The 20,523-nt window shown below is 37.6% G+C and carries 14 protein-coding genes; 6 read left to right on the top strand and 8 right to left on the bottom strand.

What is annotated here, in order from left to right; all coding sequences use genetic code 11:
• Positions 1-323 precede the first annotated feature (323 nt).
• Together C0W29_RS00310 and C0W29_RS00305 are read left to right on the top strand one after the other, a co-directional pair.
• Positions 324-1,022 (top strand): DUF2786 domain-containing protein, encoded by a 699-nt coding sequence (locus C0W29_RS00310; protein WP_036794764.1) that lies wholly within the window; start codon positions 324-326, stop codon positions 1,020-1,022.
• A 295-nt stretch (positions 1,023-1,317) separates the two neighbouring features.
• Positions 1,318-2,622, top strand: coding sequence for an inosine/guanosine kinase (locus tag C0W29_RS00305; protein WP_036794766.1), 1,305 nt, complete (start codon positions 1,318-1,320; stop codon positions 2,620-2,622).
• 41 nt (positions 2,623-2,663) lie between these two features.
• Here C0W29_RS00305 and C0W29_RS00300 read toward each other — a convergent pair whose 3' ends face one another.
• From C0W29_RS00300 to C0W29_RS00280, 5 genes are all read right to left on the bottom strand, one after another.
• On the bottom strand, positions 2,664-3,455 hold the full coding sequence (locus C0W29_RS00300; RefSeq protein WP_107174212.1) for an ETEC_3214 domain-containing protein: 792 nt from the start codon (positions 3,453-3,455) through the stop codon (positions 2,664-2,666).
• A gap of 19 nt (positions 3,456-3,474) precedes the next feature.
• The gene (locus tag C0W29_RS00295) at positions 3,475-4,923 is read right to left on the bottom strand and encodes a transglycosylase SLT domain-containing protein (protein ID WP_181318124.1); all 1,449 of its coding nucleotides are present in this window, start codon (positions 4,921-4,923) and stop codon (positions 3,475-3,477) included.
• Positions 4,924-5,000: 77 nt separating this feature from the next.
• On the bottom strand, positions 5,001-5,615 hold the full coding sequence (locus tag C0W29_RS00290; RefSeq protein ID WP_173425715.1) for an LPP20 family lipoprotein: 615 nt from the start codon (positions 5,613-5,615) through the stop codon (positions 5,001-5,003).
• A complete protein-coding gene (locus C0W29_RS00285; protein ID WP_045042050.1) occupies positions 5,615-6,556 on the bottom strand; it encodes a hypothetical protein in 942 nt (313 codons plus the stop codon). The genes C0W29_RS00290 and C0W29_RS00285 overlap by 1 nt, the downstream gene beginning before the upstream one ends.
• Before the next feature lie 81 nt (positions 6,557-6,637).
• On the bottom strand, positions 6,638-7,672 hold the full coding sequence (locus tag C0W29_RS00280; RefSeq protein ID WP_146146387.1) for an LPP20 family lipoprotein: 1,035 nt from the start codon (positions 7,670-7,672) through the stop codon (positions 6,638-6,640).
• 565 nt (positions 7,673-8,237) lie between these two features.
• On the opposite strand from C0W29_RS00280, the gene C0W29_RS00275 reads away from it, so the two are divergent.
• The gene (locus tag C0W29_RS00275; RefSeq protein WP_045042052.1) at positions 8,238-9,671 is read left to right on the top strand and encodes an amino acid permease; all 1,434 of its coding nucleotides are present in this window, start codon (positions 8,238-8,240) and stop codon (positions 9,669-9,671) included.
• 90 nt (positions 9,672-9,761) lie between these two features.
• Here C0W29_RS00275 and hrpA read toward each other — a convergent pair whose 3' ends face one another.
• Both hrpA and C0W29_RS00265 read right to left on the bottom strand, forming a co-directional pair.
• Positions 9,762-13,643, bottom strand: coding sequence for an ATP-dependent RNA helicase HrpA (hrpA, locus tag C0W29_RS00270; RefSeq protein ID WP_373455563.1), 3,882 nt, complete (start codon positions 13,641-13,643; stop codon positions 9,762-9,764).
• 263 nt (positions 13,644-13,906) lie between these two features.
• Positions 13,907-15,298 carry an MATE family efflux transporter gene (locus tag C0W29_RS00265; RefSeq protein WP_045044535.1) on the bottom strand — a complete coding sequence of 464 codons (1,392 nt, stop codon included), beginning with the start codon at positions 15,296-15,298 and terminating at the stop codon, positions 13,907-13,909.
• Positions 15,299-15,424: 126 nt separating this feature from the next.
• Between C0W29_RS00265 and C0W29_RS00260 the strand changes: the two genes are divergently transcribed.
• The 3 genes from C0W29_RS00260 (at position 15,425) to C0W29_RS00250 (ending at position 17,943) form a co-directional block, all read left to right on the top strand.
• Positions 15,425-16,285, top strand: a complete 861-nt coding sequence (locus C0W29_RS00260; protein WP_045044536.1) for an AraC family transcriptional regulator — start codon at positions 15,425-15,427, stop codon at positions 16,283-16,285.
• A gap of 123 nt (positions 16,286-16,408) precedes the next feature.
• Positions 16,409-17,383 (top strand): zinc transporter ZntB, encoded by a 975-nt coding sequence (locus C0W29_RS00255; RefSeq protein WP_045044537.1) that lies wholly within the window; start codon positions 16,409-16,411, stop codon positions 17,381-17,383.
• A gap of 104 nt (positions 17,384-17,487) precedes the next feature.
• The gene (locus tag C0W29_RS00250) at positions 17,488-17,943 is read left to right on the top strand and encodes a tellurite resistance TerB family protein (protein WP_036794785.1); all 456 of its coding nucleotides are present in this window, start codon (positions 17,488-17,490) and stop codon (positions 17,941-17,943) included.
• A 66-nt stretch (positions 17,944-18,009) separates the two neighbouring features.
• On the opposite strand, the gene C0W29_RS00245 is transcribed toward C0W29_RS00250, so the two are convergent.
• Entirely contained in the window at positions 18,010-20,409 is a 2,400-nt protein-coding gene (locus C0W29_RS00245) for a helicase-related protein (protein ID WP_045044538.1), read from the bottom strand.
• Between the last annotated feature and the right edge of the window lie 114 nt (positions 20,410-20,523).

Raw genomic sequence — 20,523 nt, 5'->3', positions numbered from 1 at the left:
TGTTGCCTTTCTCGTTTGTATTTATCATATTCAATTAGGAACACTGTTCGCTGTGAGCGATCCTGAATATTTTCGTACCTCGACGTTGAGATGACGAACGATCGGTCAGTGTCTTATCCAATGATGCGACTAAATGATAGATTTTTTACAAAACATGTCTCTTAAACAACACATTTTCATACTTAAATTTGGTTATTTATGACTAAATATCAATCCCCTATCGCAATTAATATCAATTAGCACAGTTATCACAATTACATACTTGTAGTCTGAGGCTATAAAGCGGTAAAATATGTGCCCTCTTTTAGTCATGAGTATGTTTAATGTCAGAACAGAAGCGAAAGGCCCTCAAGAAAATTGCAAAATGCCTTGAGTTGGGTAATTCAGCAAATGTAAACGAAGCAGCCCAAGCCATTCGTATGGCTCACCGCCTCATGCTTAAATATGGTCTAGAAAAAGACGATATTGAATTCATTAAGATGGGCAAAACAAAGTCAAAAACATTATTACCGACAGATATTAGCTCACAAATTCTGAAAATTATTCGCGGTATTAATCGTCGCTTTGGGGTTGAGTGCGTTCTCACTAATTACAAAGGATTAAAGCAAGCTGAATTTATCGGGGCAGCAGAGCGTGCTATTTTCGCAGCCTTTGCATTTGATATTGTTTACCGTGAAATGAACCAACAAACAGGTCAATTCCGTAATAGCTTTGCAGGAACAGGAACTAGCACCCAAGAAGTAACCCGTCGCGTATCCTCATTTCTTGCTGGTTGGATTGAAGGCGCACTAGAAAAACTACCAGTGTTAAATACCGATGATGACCATGACCAACGCATGGCAAACTACATCGATAAGCAGTTTGAAAATTTAGACAGAGAAACGTTCAAGAAACAACTTCAAGAAGCGATGAAAGCATTGACAGATGATTACGAAAAAGGCATGAAAAAAGGCCGTTCTATTTCAGTAAATCGACCTGTTGGTGGTACAAGTGCTCAACAAGAACTAAAACGCTTAAACTAAATTTATTGTTTCTGAATAAAAAAAGTCGCTTTTGCGGCTTTTTTATAAATAGCTCTTCTAACAACCAGTTATAGCAATAAATACACATCCTTAATTTATAATTAAAAATACGAATTGAACAATAAAAGCACCGACAAACTTGCGTTATTAGCATCTAACCATAGCTTTTTGAACAAGTCGTTTAAAAAAGCGGCAAAAGAATCAATTTCAAGGTAAGAACACCAAAGAAATGGGATTTATCTCTCATTTTCATGATAGAATGAATCAAAATCCCTTATTTCTATAGCCTTTAGACATGAAATTTCCTGGTCAACGTAAGTCAAAGCATTACTTCCCTGTCAATGCTCGCGATCCATTGGTTGTTCAAATTCAACAAGAAAACCCGTTAGCTAAATCACATCTTGTTGGCGTAGGTCAAACGATTGTTGATATTGAAGCGCGCGTCGACGATGACTTCTTAGCCAGACATGCTCTAAGTAAAGGCCACTCTTTAGTTCTTGATGAAGATAAAGCTGAACTACTGTATCAAGAGTTGAAAGAACGTAAATTGATCAGCCATGAATACCCTGGTGATACGATTGGTAATACGTTACATAATTACTCAGTTTTAGCTGATGATAAGTCAATTCTACTTGGGGTAATGAGCAAAGATCTTCAAATTGGATCTTATGCTTACCGTTACCTTTGCAATACTTCTAGTCGTATTGATCTTGATTACCTCCAGCCAGTTTGTGGTCCTATTGGTCGTTGCTATACGTTGATCACCAAAGATGGTGAACGTACGTTTGCGATCAACGAAGGTCAAATGAACCAACTTAGTCCTGATAGCATTCCTGAATGTGCATTTAAACAAGCTTCTGCTCTTGTACTTTCTTCTTATTTAGTACGCGGTAAACCCACAGATCCAATGAAGGATGCTGCACTTAAAGCGATTGAGTTTGCTAAAAAGAATAATGTACCGGTTGTACTTACTCTTGGTACGAAATACGTTATTGAAGACAAACGTGAATGGTGGATTGAATTCATCAAAGAACACGTAACTTGTATTGCAATGAACGAAGAAGAAGCCGAAGCACTTACAGGCGAAACAGATCCACTGATGGCCGCAGATAAAGCGCTAGAATGGGTTGACATGGTATTATGTACAGCGGGTCCTGCCGGACTTTACATGGCAGGTTACACTGATGATGAATTAAAGCGTGAATCAACGCTGCCATTATTGCCTGGTCGTATTGCTGAATTTAATAAATATGAATTTAGTCGTCCAATGGCAAAAGCTGATTGTGAAAACCCCATTCGTGTTTACTCTCATATTGCACCTTATCTTGGTGGCCCAGTCGAGATTAAAAATACCAACGGTGCCGGTGATGCTGCACTGTCAGCGCTACTACATGACATGTCTGCTAACCGTTTCCATAAAATCAATGTACCAAACTCTGCTAAGCATACTGCACAGTTTTTGTCATACTCTTCATTTTCCCAGATTTGCCAATACTCAAACCGTGTAAGTTACGAAGTGCTAATTCAACACGCTCCTCGCCTTTCTCATGGTTTACCAGAACGCGAAGATTGTCTTGAAGAAGCATACTGGGAACGTTAATTTAATAAACCAGCCATCTTAGATAAGATGGCTGGTTTTACTTATTTCATCATCAGTCGATATTCTGTCAATGTTAATATCGCTGATTCGAGATCATTAAGCCCTTCAATACTATACCCATAAAAATTAGGAATGACTTTATTCCGTAAGTTCACAACTAATTCTGAGACATTATCGCCAATAACAAGCGCTTCAGATAAGCGATAGAATAGTTTTTGTTTTTCTTGATCAAGTGGCATTAAAAACTCACTATAGCCAGCAATAGATGAATAAAGATTACTAAACTCTCCCACTGGATTTTCTTCTATATAATAACTAACAGAGCGTGAAGCATTTACTCGAATATCCGTTACTGATTCTTTTGATGAAAATGGAGTAAATAATAAATTATCGCCACCTGCATGCTCAGAAGTATTTGGAATAAAGTTGTTCTTAGGAAAAACTAAAAAAGCAACTATAGCACCATCTCGAGTCACTGATGACAATATAAATCTCTTATCTTTATAATATTTAATAAAGTCGCCAGATGTCGTTTTTTTAATATATGATGGCGCTCCAAAAGTATCATCTAATAATTCCTCAGACGCTCTTACATAAATCTTACTCAATTTATTATGTGATGGTATATCCGTAAATTGTGACAATGTAATGTTATATATTTTATCTACAGCATCAATCGTGTCATTTAACCCACCAAAAGCAATAGCAACAATCGAAAAAAACGCAATTATTTTAGCCCATTTATGTTTTATATTATTCTGTGAATTATCGTCATTAATCAGTTTATCTATTACTTCTTTCTTAATTTTTACATCGTTAAATATGACCATTATTAACGTCCTTAATATTTTTCTATTTATATAATGCAATTCTATTATTAACTTTTTTTAAGTAATTTTTAGTTTCATCATAAGGAAGATTTTTTACTAAATGATCATAAACTTGTTGAGAGCTCATTGAATTAATAACAATGGCAGCTTTATTTATATTAGTAGAACGATCTTTATTAAAGGCTCTAGCTACATTACCAGCCCCAGTGTTATACGCTGCAATCATACAATACATTCTACTTTGTTCATTTGTTATAGCTTTTAAATAACGATTATTTAAAATATTAAGATATGCAGAACCTGTTTCCACATTAACTAACGGTACATATAAATCACTTACTTCCATTGGTGCATCGATTTTGTGAATATATTTATTAACATCATGACCAGCACTTGTTGGTACTACTTGCATTAATCCATAAGCAGGAATATATGATTTAGCATTAGATTTAAATGATGATTCACTGTGTATAATTGCCATAATAAGGGCACTATCTATCAACCAACGTTTGCTTTCTTTATCAACAATAGCCTGATATTGAGCTGCTCTTTTTTGTAAACTATTAGCTGGTAATAATAGATTATAACTAACAATCTTCTTTGGTTTTATTACACTCTCTTTATCATTACTTTTTTCTTTCGCTAAAATATTAAACTCTTTTTTAGATGTAGAATCTAATATCTCTATCTTAATTTTTGATTGACTAGTAATAACACTTTTATTATTTGTTTCAGGTGTTGTTAACTTAGGTTTATTCTCTACTCTTTCAATACCTAATTCAGTTCTCTTTTTTTCATATAAATCAACTATTGTTAATAAACGTTTTTTACCCGATTGTAATAACTTTTCTTTTTTATCATTACTCCTCTGATAAATAAATGATGGCGGAATACCCGTTTCAGCTAAAATTAATCGTTCCGCTTGTATATCTAATTGCTGCATTTGAGATTCTATTTGATCGATAACGAAACGTTTTTCTTTTCTCTCATTTTCAAATGAATAATTAACAGTTTCAATACGCTTATCTGCTTGAGATAAATTAATATTAATACCATCAATATCTAATTTTTGTGGTACTAATTGAGCTATTTTTTTTTCATTTATAATTTCATCTGTAAGTACAGAAATGGTTACTGTATTATTATCGTAATCAATGACCTTTTTAACTTGATTATCATCACTGTACTCTACATATTTATTCTTATCTGAAACATCTCCACGCCCCCACTGTTCAATTAATGCAGAACGATAAATATCTAGATCATTAATGTAAGCGTCACGCCATTGTTCATAGCCATCAAGATAATTATTTAACCATAAATGAAACTCTGCCACTTTTTCTTTAGATAGCGAATTAACATATTTTTTTTCTGATTCTAATTCAACGAAGAGATCTTTCGCACTAACAGTATTACTCATTAGCATTGAAGTAATCGCAATAGTTATAATATTTCGGTTTATCAATTCCATGTTTATTATCCTAATCACATAGAAAAAGGTTATCTCAAAGATAACCTTATATTTCATAACACATTACTTACGAGAAACTAAATCTGTTTTAGAGAATCTAATACTTTAGTTAAATTTTCAGCTGCTTTCTCATTGTTGAATTTTTTCCACAATTTTGAATCTTGACCTACTGCAGCCACAACTGAATTTACGTTCGTTTTATAAGCTTGTTCATTCATCCCAACTAATACATATAAACCACCAGTAGGGCTCATCTGACTCATTAGCACTTTGCTATTAATCAGTGATCTTGAAACTACAGTTTTAGTCGCATTTTCAAATGATTCAAATACAGCTTCATTAACACTGTCGATACCATCATTGTTCGCGGTTTCTGTTGTAGCAGACATCGCTTGTTTGAACATATTATTAACGTCAATTTCAAACTGTGATGCTAACATAACACGCGCATCATTCATGGCGACCTTGCGCATTACAGATAACCCAGCAGCATTTTTTTTAGCATAACCCATGGCTGCTGTAGATATATCTGATGGCATGACATCGCAAATCCATGCTGGAGCTTTATCTTTTGGAGAATCAGGATAAGTACAAGTCGAAAAATTTTGATTCTCAACAATGGTAGTAGTACTTGTACTTGCACATGAACTTAATACACCGACGATAAATATTGATAATATTGTTTTATTAATCATAAATCTAACCACATCCCTACTGTACAATTACTATCCATAAGTGGACTACATCCTGGTACAATTTTAGCTGCATCACCACGACGTAATTTTAAAGAAAGATCCTCTTCAATCGCTACCCATGAAAATGTTGGTTTAATGCCATCATTCTCAATATCGACTACATTTCCCTCTCCTATCGTATATGTTTCAATTTCACCTAATTCATTTTTATAAATTTGAGAAAAGATAATATCTGAACCAGGTCGTATTTTCCTATTACTTCCCATACCGATTTTTACCATGCTGCCAGCGCTACACTGACGAAGCTCAATAACTGGTGCAATAGGCGCAAGCATCTTTTGTAAATCGAAACTATGCTTTATTGCATTAGTCGCAGCTTCATTAGCCATGCCAACATATTTAGCTTGAGAAATAGGACAATCCGAATCCCGCGTTTCTGTTGAACTTGAATCAGATCCAGAAAATTCAATACGTTCTAATAACGACATATCAGGTAAAGAAATAACTTTTGTGATAGCTTTTACATCAACATCAAATTCACATTTTGATGGATAATATTTTGTTTCTCCATCTTTTGTTTTTCTTTTCCTTTCTTTCTCAAATGAATAACTCAGATTACTTGCTGTTACTTCTGTTATTACAGCAATATCGGCAATCGGCACGCCATTAGTATTATAGCGACCACTTTGCTCCGCTAATTTAATTTCATTTTTTAATTTGCTGGCCAATTTTCTATCAACGACATGACCACCAATTTCTGTAATAGTCGCTTCTAACTCATTGAGAATTAAAGCCTTTAACGAATAAGCTGCAGACTCGGGAAAAGGAATATCAACTGGCAATACAATAATTTTCCTATCCTTATTCGGTACAATAGGTACCTCCGCATTATTCATTTCAATTCTTTCTGACGGCAAACATAAGCGATCAGGATCCATCGAAGAACATCCTGAAATTGTCGAAAGTAATGCGACTGCTATCAGTCCTTTTTTAAAAAACACCGTTATACTCCATGTGTACTAGATATTAGAAAACCCTAATGATTGCCAAATTCCCATTTCTACCATGCGCTCAGAAAAATGGCGCTCTGCCCCATCTTTAGAAACCTTATAATTCGTTAAAGAATTAGCATTAGAAATAATTTCATTTTTTGATAACGTTTTGCCATTTTTATTATTCGTTATTAGATCTGTAAATTTTGTAGTAATAAATGCATCGCCAACAATAGACTGACGATAATTAGATTTCATGATTATCGTATGCGTTATTTGTGGCTTAGTTTGCTCTATTGTCGCAATACCTTCTAAAGCCAATTGCTTTTGTAAAACACCAATGCTTATTCGATCTCGATGATCAGAAACAATTCTAATTAATAACGATGATCTTACTTTTTCAACTTCAGTCGCTAATTGAGGTAAATAAGTCATCTTATTCACAAGTGTTACATCTAATGCCGATAAAACCCCTACCTTCACCTGATACTGCCGAAATAAATGATCTACTGTTCTATTAGCTAACCACCAAATAAGCAAATCTTGATGAGCTTTTTGCTGAAGGATCATTTGGGCTCTAACTTCAATTGCACCAAGGTCGGCTTTAAGTTGGTTTTTTATATTCTCACGTTTAATACGAGCCTGAACAAAAAAACCAGCATCATCTTGCGCTGATTGGAGAAACTCAATACCTGTAAATATCATTTCTGCTGATTGAGTATTAATTCTATTATCTGCAGATTGATGACTAAATTGGTTTTCATTAACTTGTTTAAATTGCTCAATATATGCTGATGATGAACTTACTTGTGTCCATAACTGCTCATTAATTTGACTTAAAGCAGATTTTTTTGCGCTAGATAAACTTCGACCATCTCCAACTGCATAAATATAATCAATATCATTACCTGCAATATTGCTATACCAATCAGGTCGAGTTGTTGATTGACATCCCATCATGAATATAGATAGTAGAAGACAGCAAACATTTAAAATAATTCTATTATTCTGTTTTCTGTTATTTACTCTACATTGCTTAATAGACATATTACTTTTATTCAAAATCCCGTAATCCCTTACACGTAATAGTATTTGGAATAAGATTTCAAAAACAAATACATTAGACCAAAGTTATTGATATTTTTGATATTTTATCAATCTAATAGCATTTTTTTCAACGTATAAATTATATGTAACTTTAAAAATGAGAGGTTGTCGCACATCTGATCTCAATAACCTAATGTCTTTTCGTATTAATCCCCCCTTTTAACCAACAATATGTCCCCCTAGCCAGCAGTTCTCACTAATTAAACATAATTAATTGATATATCAGGGTTATTTTATTGTTTATATATTCAAGCCTTATTTTTTCTACATTTTTCTTTATTGTTACTGATCAGATAGCAACTTTTAACTAAATCACATCGTCGACACACAATGAACAACAAACTGTGACCTAGTTAAAGGAAAACGTTTTCACTCCTATATTTTAGTAAAAGTTTTACTAAAATCCATTTCATCTTAACTAAATTGATAGTTTTAATGTTATTAGTTTAGTGGTTTCTTTCTCGCATCTTTAGATAATTCTCACCTGAATTATCATAAAGTTGATTCAACGGAGGACATTATGTCTGAATCTATGCGCGGTACGATTGGAAAATTTGCTCTACTGTCTATGACATTTGCAGCAGTATTCAATGTCCGAAATATTGTTAATAACAACATCGAATTAGGGTTAAGTTCAGCCCCCATTTTTCTCTTTGCCACGCTAGTTTATTTCATTCCTTTTGTTTTCATTATTGCTGAATTTGTTTCTGCGAATAAAAACTCTGAATCCGGTATGTATGACTGGATCAAACAACCTCTAGGAACGAAAGCCGCTTACATGGGGTCATTCTTATACTGGTTTGTAAATTTATTTTGGTTTATTTCATTGTTACCTAACGTTATTGCCTACGCATCCTATGCTATGTTGGGTTATGAATATGCGTTCTCGCCAATGGTAACCTCAATGATTTCAATTGTTCTTTTTGCCGCTGCCACGCATATTTCAACCAAAGGTGCATCTTGGCTAGGTAAAATTTCTGAAATCGTCGCCTATGGTGTATTTGCACTGTTTGCTATTTACGTTATTGGTGCATTGATGGCGCTAAGTGGCGATACTCCACCAGCAGAACCTATTACTCTTGAAGCAATGACCCCAACCATTAATTGGGCAACATTGGGTATTATGTGTTGGATTTTCCAAGCCGCTGGTGGTGCTGAAACGGCAGCAGCTTATTTGAACGATGTTAAAGGTGGTCAGAAATCATTCATTAAAGTAATTATCGCAGCAGGCGTGATAATTGGTAGCATGTATGCTATTGGCTCACTATTGGTTAACGTGTTTGTAGCACGTGGCGATCTAACTTACTCTGGTGGTATGGTTGAGATCTTTACTGGCATGGCACATTACTTTGGCCTTTCAGCTGAATTAGTCGGACGTTTTGTTGGTATCGTACTATTTATTGCAATGTTTGGTGCGATGATGATGTGGACTGCAGCACCGGTTAAAATTCACTTCTCTGAAATACCAAAAGGTGTTTACGGCGAAAAAACTACCCAGTTAAATAAGCATGGTGTACCAGTACGCGCAGCATGGTGGCAGTTTGGTTTTGTACTAGTCATGCTTATTGCTAACGGCTTTGGTTCTGAATCAGTACAAGAAATGATGAGTACGGCAATTAACCTAACTGCAGGTACTGCAATGTTACCGCCAATCTTTATCATGGTTGCATACTTTGTATTCCGTTTAAAGCATGATGATACCCCTCGCGATTTCCGTATGGGCTCACGTATGTTTGGCATGGGTATGGTGTCGGTACTGATTGTTATCTTTATGGTGAGTATGACGGCATCGGCATTCCCTCCAGGTGTAAACCTTGTTAAGGCTTTCTTTATTAATGTCTTTATGACAGCTGTATTTGCAGGGCTCGCTTACTTGTGGATCTCTCGTTTCGAGAAAAAAGCCGCTAAAAAACAGCCTCTGACAGAGACTAAAACAGCAACGCAAACACACTAGCTGTAGATATTCCCCCTGAAAAAAAGGCCGCTGCGGTTATCGCATCGGCCTTTTTATTTATACTATTTTGATTATGCGTTAACTAAATAACTAGCACTCATTAATCGCATTACGAACACGTTTATCAGAAATTGGATAAGGTGTGCCTAACTGTTGAGCAAAGAAACTAACGCGGAGTTCTTCTAACATCCAACGGATCTCTTTTACTTTATCTGGTACAGGCTGCCCTTTCGGGATCTTATTCAATAACTCTTTATAATCATTAACTACTGATTCAATTTTTAAAACATGTACTCGATCTTTATTTGGATCAATCGGTAGTTTTTCCATACGGCGTTCAATTGCACGCATATAACGTAAAATATCGGGTAAACGCTTCCAACCACACTCAGTTGCAAAGCCTTTAAATATTAAACTTTCTATTTGTGCTTTAATATCAGACATTGCAAACGCCATGCGTAAATCAATGCGTCCTTTCAGGCGTTTACTGATATTAAATGCCGTTGTTAGAATTTCTTCTACTTGCTTAGCAATTTCAACTACCGTATCACCGAGTTCAGCACGTACGTACTCTTTCAGCGCTTCAAACGTTTCAGGCTGCCAAGCTAAACCGCCTTTTTGTTCAATCAGCTTATCGATACCACACGCAATGCAGTCATCAATAAGATCTAGCACACGACCATACGGGTTAAAGTACAAACCTAACTTTGATTTGTTTGGCAAGTTTGAGTGCAAGTATTTAATCGGTGACGGTACGTTTAATAAAATCAAACGACGTTGACCGGCTTGCATTGCGTTATGCTGCTCTTCTTCGGTTTCAAATAGTTTGATACCAACTGAATCTTTATTATCCGTTAGTGCAGGGAAAGCTTTAACTTCAAAGCCACCACGTTTTTGCTGATAACGCTCAGGTAACGCACCAAAACTCCACGTTTTCAAACCCTCTTGTTCAATATCATCATCAGCTACTTGTGATAATGTTTCTTGAACTTTTTCTTTTAGGTTATCTTTTAAGCCGTAAATATCTTTGCTTTCACGTAACTTACGATTGTGATGATCAACAGCACGATAGGTAATTTTAAGGTGATCAGGAATTTGCTCTAATTTCCAATCTTCGCGAACTAAGGTCACACCCGTCATACGTTTAAGTTCTTTCTCAAGCGCATCTAATAATGGCATTTCCATTGGCTTTACACGCGCAAGGAAAGCATCAGCATAGTTAGGCGCTGGAACAAAGTTACGTCGTAACGTCTTAGGCAATGATTTAATTAATGCAACCACAAGTTCATGACGTAAACCAGGGATCTGCCAATCAAAACCATCAGGTTTAACTTGGTTTAAAATCGCTAGCGGTACATGAACAGTAACACCATCGTTATCTTCACCAGGCTCAAATTGATAACTTAACTTTAGTTTTAAGTTACCTTGGTGCCAGAAGTTAGGATAATCGAGATCTGTTACATGACTGGCATCACCACGGAAGAGCATTTCACGTTCAAAGTTAAGCAATTCTGGATTTTCTTTTGAGGCTTTTTTCCACCAACTATCAAAATGGCGCCCAGAAGTTACTTGTAAATCAATACGTTGATCATAGAACTCAAATAGCTCATCATCATCAATCAAAATGTCACGACGACGAGATTTATGCTCAAGTTCTTCTACTTCGCGCAATAATTTACGGTTTTGCTGATAGAACTTATGCTTAGTATCCCAATCCCCTTCAACCAATGCTGAACGAATGAATATTTCGCGTGATAATGCAGGATCAATATTACCGTAGTTAACCTTACGCTTACCTACGACAGGAATACCATAAAGGGTAACTTTTTCAAACGCATGTACTGCGGCTGATTTTTTCTCCCAATGTGGCTCACTGTAGCTACGTTTGATCAAATGTTCGGCTAATGGCTCAACCCATTCTGGCTGGATTTTTGCACCAATCCGTCCCCATAAACGTGAGGTTTCAACCAGCTCTGCAACCATAACCCATTTGGGTTGCTTCTTAAAAATGCCCGATCCTGGGAAGATATTAAAGCGAGCATTACGCGCACCTTGATATTCATTCTTCTCTTGATCTTTCATACCGATATGCGATAGCAAACCACTAAGCAGAGCAATATGGATGCCGTCATAGCTAGCTTCATTACCATTCATTTTTAACTCAAGTTCTTTGACTACTTGATTAACTTGGTAATAAATATCCTGCCACTCACGGATACGTAAATAGTTTAAGAACTCTTTTTTACATAAACGGCGAAAATGATTATTGGATAATTCTTTCTGCTGCTCTTGAATATAATTCCATAAGTTTACAAAAGTAACAAAATCAGAATCTTTATCGTAAAAACGACGATGCTTCTCATCTGACTGTTGCTTCTTATCTGATGGACGCTCACGCGGATCTTGAATAGATAGCGCACAGGCAATGATCATCACTTCACGCAATGAGCCTGTTTTAGGTGCTTCTAAAACCATTCGAGCCAAACGTGGATCAATCGGTAAACGGGCTAACTGACGTCCAAGGTTAGATAAACGCTTACGTGGATCTGTCGCCTTAGGGTTAATTGCCCCTAATTCTTCTAGCAGACGAATACCATCTTGAATATTGCGATTATCGGGCGCTTCAACAAATGGAAAGGCTTGAATATCACCTAAACCAATCGCTGTCATTTGCAGAATAACGGATGCTAAGTTAGTACGTAGAATTTCTGGATCGGTAAACTCTGGGCGTGATAAAAAATCATCCTCAGAATATAAACGAATACAGATACCTTCTTGAACACGGCCACAACGACCCATTCGCTGATTAGCACTCGCTTGTGAGATCGCTTCAATCGGTAGACGCTGTACTTTAGTACGATAGCTATAACGACTAATACGTGCTGTACCTGGATCGATAACGTACTTGATCCCAGGTACTGTTAGTGACGTTTCCGCCACGTTGGTCGATAGCACAATACGACGACCAGAGTGTGACTGGAACACTCTATTTTGTTCATTAGCTGATAAACGTGCATACAAAGGCAAAATCTCAGTATGACGTATATTACGTTTTTCCAATGCATCAGCGGTATCACGAATTTCACGCTCACCGTTCATGAAGATCAGAATATCGCCCATGCCTTCATCGCACAGCTCATCAACCGCATCAAAAATAGCATCCAGCTGATCGCGATCAGTATCATCACCATCTTCAACCACAGGACGGTAACGCACTTCTACAGGGAAAGTACGGCCTGATACTTCAATAATAGGCGCATTATTAAAGTGCTTTGAAAAACGCTCAGGATCGATAGTCGCCGACGTAATAATGACTTTTAAATCTGGACGTTTCGGCAATAATTCGCGTAAGTAACCCATGATAAAGTCGATATTAAGGCTACGTTCGTGCGCTTCATCGATAATGATGGTGTCATATTGGCTTAAAAAACGATCATGCTGAATTTCAGCCAGCAAAATACCGTCAGTCATTAGCTTAACGTGACTACGCTCAGAAACTTGATCGTTAAAACGTACTTTATAACCGACATGCGAACCAAGTTCACATTCCATTTCCTCAGCAATACGGGTGGCAACAGAGCGCGCAGCAAGACGGCGCGGCTGAGTATGACCAATCATACCGTGAGTACCACGACCAAGCTCTAGACAGATCTTCGGTAACTGAGTCGTTTTACCCGAGCCTGTTTCACCTGCAACAATAACCACTTGATTATGTTTAATCGCTTCTGCTATGTCGTCTTTTTTCTGACTAACCGGCAATTGAGCTGGGTAAATAATTTTAGGACGATGATTACGGCGTAAATCTACCATTTGCATCGATTTAGCAATATCTAACGCAATTTCATCAAATACCGCGTGCTTGGCTTTTTCATTTTTAATTCGTGCCGCACCTTGCACACGTTTGTGCAACCGAAAACGATCGCGCATCATGCAATCTTTAATCGCGGCTTTTAACGTTTTTTCATTATTCAAAACGTCTGGTTGAGTTTGATTAGACTGACTCAATGTTATTCCTGACTTTTCAATGACTAAGTAAAACTCAACCTGCAAATTTTAAGCATGTGTTGAGTATAGATATACTACAAAATTTTTTGTTAATTCTATCACAAAATCAGGCCATTGCAGTGTGCTAAAAAGACAATTACCTATAACGCCATAATCCATCATAAAAAAAGCCCATTTGCTTGCATACAAATGGGCTATATCTTGCTTATAAACAGCACTTTTACTAATAACTATACCGATACTAATACTTGGTCGTGATCATTAACCAAATTCGCTAGCCACTTACGACCTCGAATACGATAAGCGGTTAAACCAACTTTAACGACTTCTTCAGCCAAAATAGCCATTAATACCCAATGCAAAGGCCAGCCCAAAAACACACCAGTAAAAATAGCCAGTGGAATACCTATTCCCCATTGACCAAATAAATCAATGAAAATACTGTATTTAATATCACCACCACTGCGTAATACGCCACCAATACCTACCATATTAAACACTTTTAAGAATAACCCCAACGCCAGCACCATAGTCACATTTAGCGACATTGCTAAGTTCGGCGTATCGGCCCGTTGCAACCATAAACTCACAGTGTCACTAGCTAACCAAATCGCAATACCCAACACCAAGGCCATTGAAACGCTAAGCGCGATAAAAAACCATGATTGATACCAAGCACGTTGGTAATTTTCGGCACCTAATTCATGACCTAAAATAGTCGATGCGGCAACAGCAAAACCAATGAAGGCAGAGATAAGAACCCCCTCTATCGGTGATAACAAGCTGATAATAGCCAGTTCAGTCACTCCCAACTGAGCAAAAATAACACTATAAACTAAGACTCCCATTGCCCAACCTGCATCATGAATGATCATTGGTAATGCAATAGCAAAATAACGTTTACGTGCGTGTGGCGTTTTAGCTGTATCAATATCAATCGCTTGAGGCAAGATTTCTCGATGACGATAATAGGTCACGACCAATAAAATAACCGTTTGAATACCACGCGAAATCGTCGTCCCTAACGCAGCGCCAGCTACACCCATTTCAGGAAAGCCATATAAACCAAAAATCAATAATGCATTTAGCGTCGCGTTTAATAACACTGCCACTAAACCAACATAGGTTGGCATTTTAGCTTCACCTACTGCACGCAATGCCGCTTCTAATGGCACCACAATAGCGGTAAAAATAATGCTCCAACCGCAAACGTAGAGGTAATCTCTAGCATGGAGAACAAAATCGGCTTGATCACTAATCACACCAACAATTTGCTGTGGAAATAAACGGTAGATAATCGCAAAAGGCAATGTAAACACAATTGCACACACCCAAGATTGCAATAGGGTTCGTCTTACACCGTCCATTCTACCAGCGCCAAAATATTGAGCAGCGAGTACCCCAACGGCACCACTAACACCGACCACCAGCAACAAATTAAAAAAGAAGATACGGTTGCCAATACCTACAGCCGCAACTGAAGATTCGCCTAATTTAGAAACCATAAGTACATCGACTAAACCCAATAATGCAAACAGCATTGACTGCATCGAAACAGGTAATGCTAATCGCCATGTTTTTTGCCAAAAGTTTTTATCTGCAGATGTACGCCATGTTGTCATGATTAAATACCCAATTTACGGTTTCGTTGTGACAATGATCATACCTAGTGTTACGAATTTACGGTTATTCTAAGTAATCAAAAACGTTTGCCAAACTATCAACTTTAATTAAATAAGGACTTTTTAATGGCATGGTTTGAACATTTGAATATTTCACCGCTGTGTCAATCAATCATTATTGACCAAGTACAATCATTAGCATTAGAACAAAAGCATATTATTCAATGTGGCGTTAATTACGGTAAAGAAGCCTTTACTATTTACCGACGTAACCCTGACATGCACATGCTATTGTTCACCATAAAAGGACGTGGAATGCTAAGCAGTACAGATAAGCAATGGGACTTACAACCCGGTCATGTTATCTATGTTCCACCTGGATATGAAAACGGCTTTGATATCAATCCCGATGATAACAATGATCTTATTTGGGATATGGCATGGGTAATGTTAGAACAACATAACTACTGGGATCAGCGTTTACCCCATGAAATAACCTACCATCAATCACAATCAGGAGAATTATTGTTTCAAACTATCAGTTGTCTTCAACAAGCTCTCTGTTTGGGTTACCCGTTAGTCGATCAGCTTTCAACGAATATCACCGAACAACTTTGTTTACTGGTTGCCAACCGTACCGCCCCTCACTCACCGTTAGCCTTACAGCGATTAGAACATGTGTTTCAACACGCTAAACGGCAATTACATCATCTTTGGCAAGTAAAAGATCTCGCTGCAATGTACCCTTGTTCCGAACCGCATTTACATCGTTTATGTCAGCAATACTATAATCATGCGCCGATTGAACACTTAACCCATCTACGTATGGAGCATGCTGCGGGGTTATTAACCACGACTTCATGGCCAATTCAACATATCAGTGATTTTTGCGGTTACCCTAATCCCACTAATTTTAGCACTCGGTTTAAAGTTTGGAGTTCTTTTAGCCCACGCCAATTTAGAACTCGATTTCAGACTAAATCTTGAGCAGTAAACTCTAGAATTAATAAGCTTTATTTATTTTATTTTCTATCGATGACTTATATCGGTTAAGCTTATAGTCATAAAATAAATAAGATTTAAGTACGAATGCTATTAAAGGGAACCACCATGCCAAATTGCTTTGCTTACTGTTATCAACTCAATAGCGATCATCCCAAACAGGCACTAACCCTTGATAAAATTAATAACTGGCAAGCAGATGATGGTTTGTTGTGGTTACACCTTAATTTTACCCAACCACAAGCACAACAGTGGATACAGCAAAGCCATCTGCCTGATATCGAAAAAGACTCACTCATTAACGATCGTGATCGCCCTCGTCTTAATCAAACTAAAGACGGATTTTTTTTAGCGTTACGCGGTGTCGATATTGATAAAGATGCACAAGCTAAGCCGTCGGATAAAATGCTTTCTATCCGAGGCTATTTCACTAAAAGCCTCATTATTACCACTTCAAATCAACCGGTTGTGGCTATCTCACGTATAGCAGCTCATATTGAAGGAGGGTTTGGCCCAACTTCTATTGGCAACTTTATTTTAAGTTTATGCGATCATCTCGCGAGTCATAAAATGAAGGTCATTGATACGCTTGATGAGCAATTAACTGAACTCGAAGACCAAGTGATGACAGATAGTGGAATGAATCTACGTAATAATATCGCCGTCTTACGCCGCGAAACCGTTAAATTACGTCATTCGGTTACACCTCAACGCGACGCATTAGCAAAATTGATCACTATTGAAACACCACTACTTTCTTTATCTGAGCGCCAAAAAATCCATGAAGTAAATGAAAAAATCAGTCATGCGCTAGATGATCTTAATGCCATTCGTGAACGTGCTAATGTGACTCAAGAAGAATTAATGAGTTTACAGTCAGAAGCTTTAAATCAGCGTTTATATTTTCTCTCTCTAATCACCACCGTATTCTTACCGCTCGGTTTTCTAACAGGTTTATTTGGAGTCAACCTTGATGGAATTCCTGGTGCAGAAGATCATTTATCATTTTCAATCTTCTGTGGATTATTAGTCGGAGTCTTAATTCTACAGCTCGCACTCTTTTATCGCCGCAAATGGATATAACGTATAAAACTGCAAACGTATATTTAGCGACTTTCATTTTTATAGCATCTCGATATAAACTTAGAGGTTAGTTATACGCAATTATCATCAAAATAAGGGCCACAATGTTTTCAACATTACGAACTTTGTTTAGACAAGTTATGAATGAAAGTGCAAGTGCTGGCGCAGTCGATACGCCGACACTGAATTTAGCGATGGCCTCACTTTTATGTGAAGTAGCTAATGCAGATCATGATCGTGACCCACGAGAAGAACAAGCAAAAACACAACTATTAATTAAGCTGCTTGATACAACAGAAGAGCAAGCAACAATATTACTTAGTCAAGCGCAACAACAGAGCCAACAATCAGTATCTTTGTATGAGTTCACGAATAAATTACGTGAATTATCACAACCTCAACGTTACCAACTGATTGAAGCAATGTGGCAAGTAGCTTATGCCGATGGTGTTATTGATCCTCTTGAAGAAGCCGTGATCAGACAAGTCTCTGATCTGATCTACTTAGATCACTCCGAATATATTCGCGCAAAAATCAATGCGGGTAAATTAGCGTCATAATATAATGCGTAATCAAAGCAATACCACGGTAGTTATTTGCTACCGTGGTTATTATCTACAAGAAAATTAGTGAATATCAATGGTACGACTCGCTTTCTTATATTTAATCCGCCACCCCTGCCAGCGTGGTAACTCCCACCGCTTAGGATCTTGCTTACGATTACCTTGTTGATAATGAGCAATCACGGTTTTACGACTGATTTGATACTCTATCCGCATCTCAAAATCATTCAAATTAACACTGTGAGGGTATTGATTATCAAACTCTTCACGTTCCCAGTCAGGGATCCCCTCAAAAATAAAATCCTCGGCACTGAATAAAGCAATATCATCAATTGTTTCAATCCCAAGATCTGCAATTTGTTGTGATAACCACAACGCTAGATCAATCACCTCTGGCTCTCGCTGACAAATATCAGCTTGATAACGCCCTAAACCTAAATATAAATTCCATTGTTTAATATCAATGCTTAAGCGCGCAGCTAGCCCTTCTAATACTTCATTGGCTAAAATTAAATTAACAATAGCGACACCTGCCGCCTCACCACTAACATCTTGCCATTGAGTATCAATAACTCGTCCTGCATAAACTCGTTCAATGGCTGTTTGAAAGTGCCCAGCACCGGCTTCAACGGTTTGTCCTTGTTGTTTATCACCCAAATCAAGCGCCACCATTTGTGACAACGTCACTGGAGAAACGCAAGTGGCCAACACAATATTTTGCTTGATGCCTTTTCCAGGTAAAGCAAATTGATCAAAAACTACCGCTGCTTCAGTGGACTGATCATGTTCTATACCAAATAAGGTATCACGGCTTAATGTTACTTCATTAAAACCATTGCCTAATGCTTGTCGGCGCCGCTCTCGACGTACATACACCAGCTCAGGAACAGCGGCCATTACAGCTTCAATCCATGACTGACGACGAAATGCACTCGCCACTTCTAATTGTGGTAATTGCAACACTTCTCGCATTTTGGCTGCTAACAGTCGCGCTTCTACACGCATATTGTCATCAACTGTTAGCCATTCAGGCACGACATCTGCTCGCACAATTTTAATCAATGCCGTAGCATCACAGTATTGCTGTCCAAGCCATAACCATAATGCGTGTTGATCTTGCTCTGATTTAGGGGGTTGCCATAATTTTTGTGGAATAGATAATGCTGCCGCTAAATCAACCATCGCTTCTTGATGACGGCGATCTGGCATTGCTGTTATTAAATGGGCAAATAAACTATCAATTGGTAACTGATACAAACGACGACCATAATCAGTGACGACTTCATCCTCGGTTACCGCATTCATTGCTTGTAATGCTTGAAACGCACTTGCTAATGTTTTTTCAGGTAAAGAATCTATAAATGATAGCTGTGAAAATTGAGCATCACAGCACAAAGCAGCTAAATAAGGTTCAACCAATTCTTCACGTTGTAATTCTGCTGGTGTTAACCGTTCCAACGGTGCAGCTTTACCATATAAACGTATACAAACCCCATCTTTCACACGACCAGCACGCCCTTTACGCTGTTCAGCACTCGCTTTTGAAATTGCATGTAATGATAATACCGTCCGTCCATTACGCTGGTGGGTACGACGTTCTAATCCAGAATCAATGATCAACGTTACACCGGGAATCGTTAGTGATGTTTCAGCAACATTAGTGGCTAAAATAATACGTTGTTTCTCGCTTGCCGTTAATGCTCGTTGACGTTCATCATCAGTAACAGAAGCATGTAATGGAATAACATCCATCTCATCGGCTGCAACTGCATCAGTAAAATAGCGTCTTAGTGCTTGAGTTACGGCCGTAATTTCTTTTCTGCCAGGTAAAAATACTAAAATATCTTGATGAGTATCATAATGCTGACTCACTAACTTAACGATTCGTTGCTCTAGATGATCACCACTAGGCATGGTTTGGTTATCATTCGCATGGTAATAAACATCTACCATGAAATTACGTCCTGCTGCATGTAAGTGAGTCGCCTCTAAATACTCAACAAGGCGTTGGCTATCCATGGTGGCTGATGTCGCAACCAAACGATGACTTTGACGCTGCTTTAATAATGCCAGCAGTAAATCAGTATCCCAACGACGTTCATGAAATTCATCAATAATCACGGTATCAAAATGCGCTAACTGATCATCACTTAACCAGCGTAAGGCGACACCAGGTGTTGCAAACACTACCTGGGTACTCGCATCAAAATGTTGTTCAAAACGGATTGCGTAACCTACTGAAATCAGAGAAGGGTTTGCAGCCTTGGTGGTTAAGTATTCCGCTAATGAGGTACAAGCTACTCGTCGTGGCTCAACCACCAGCACTCGGCCTAATTCTGCTGCCCATAATGGTAAACGGGTTGATTTTCCAGATCCTGTTTCAGCTTCAACCACTATATGCTGTTGAGATAATGCCGCTAAAAAATCGGACTTAATACTATCGATAGGCAATGAAGAGTACATAATTCAATCTATTACTGATTTTGACTGCCTTATTGTGACAATATTCAATGGTATTGTCATTGTACAGCTTTCATAGTTGCTGATTACATAAACAATCAGTGGTTAATTTCAGTA

The organism is Photobacterium kishitanii, assembly GCF_003026355.1.
In the GTDB taxonomy this organism is placed as follows: Bacteria; Pseudomonadota; Gammaproteobacteria; order Enterobacterales; family Vibrionaceae; genus Photobacterium; species Photobacterium kishitanii.
The sequence above is the reverse complement of the archived record's forward strand: the minus strand, read 5'-3'. Positions and strand labels throughout refer to the sequence as shown.

What these genes read in the sequence shown, in the direction of transcription:
- C0W29_RS00310 (WP_036794764.1), top strand. Translation starts at nt 324, where the DNA reads ATGTCAGAACAGAAGCGAAAGGCCCTCAAGAAAATTGCAAAATGCCTT.
- C0W29_RS00305 (WP_036794766.1), top strand. Translation starts at nt 1,318, where the DNA reads ATGAAATTTCCTGGTCAACGTAAGTCAAAGCATTACTTCCCTGTCAAT.
- C0W29_RS00295 (WP_181318124.1), bottom strand. Translation starts at nt 4,923, where the DNA reads ATGGAATTGATAAACCGAAATATTATAACTATTGCGATTACTTCAATG.
- C0W29_RS00285 (WP_045042050.1), bottom strand. Translation starts at nt 6,556, where the DNA reads ATGGATCCTGATCGCTTATGTTTGCCGTCAGAAAGAATTGAAATGAAT.
- C0W29_RS00275 (WP_045042052.1), top strand. Translation starts at nt 8,238, where the DNA reads ATGTCTGAATCTATGCGCGGTACGATTGGAAAATTTGCTCTACTGTCT.
- C0W29_RS00265 (WP_045044535.1), bottom strand. Translation starts at nt 15,298, where the DNA reads ATGACAACATGGCGTACATCTGCAGATAAAAACTTTTGGCAAAAAACA.
- C0W29_RS00260 (WP_045044536.1), top strand. Translation starts at nt 15,425, where the DNA reads ATGGCATGGTTTGAACATTTGAATATTTCACCGCTGTGTCAATCAATC.
- C0W29_RS00255 (WP_045044537.1), top strand. Translation starts at nt 16,409, where the DNA reads ATGCCAAATTGCTTTGCTTACTGTTATCAACTCAATAGCGATCATCCC.
- C0W29_RS00250 (WP_036794785.1), top strand. Translation starts at nt 17,488, where the DNA reads ATGTTTTCAACATTACGAACTTTGTTTAGACAAGTTATGAATGAAAGT.
- C0W29_RS00245 (WP_045044538.1), bottom strand. Translation starts at nt 20,409, where the DNA reads ATGTACTCTTCATTGCCTATCGATAGTATTAAGTCCGATTTTTTAGCG.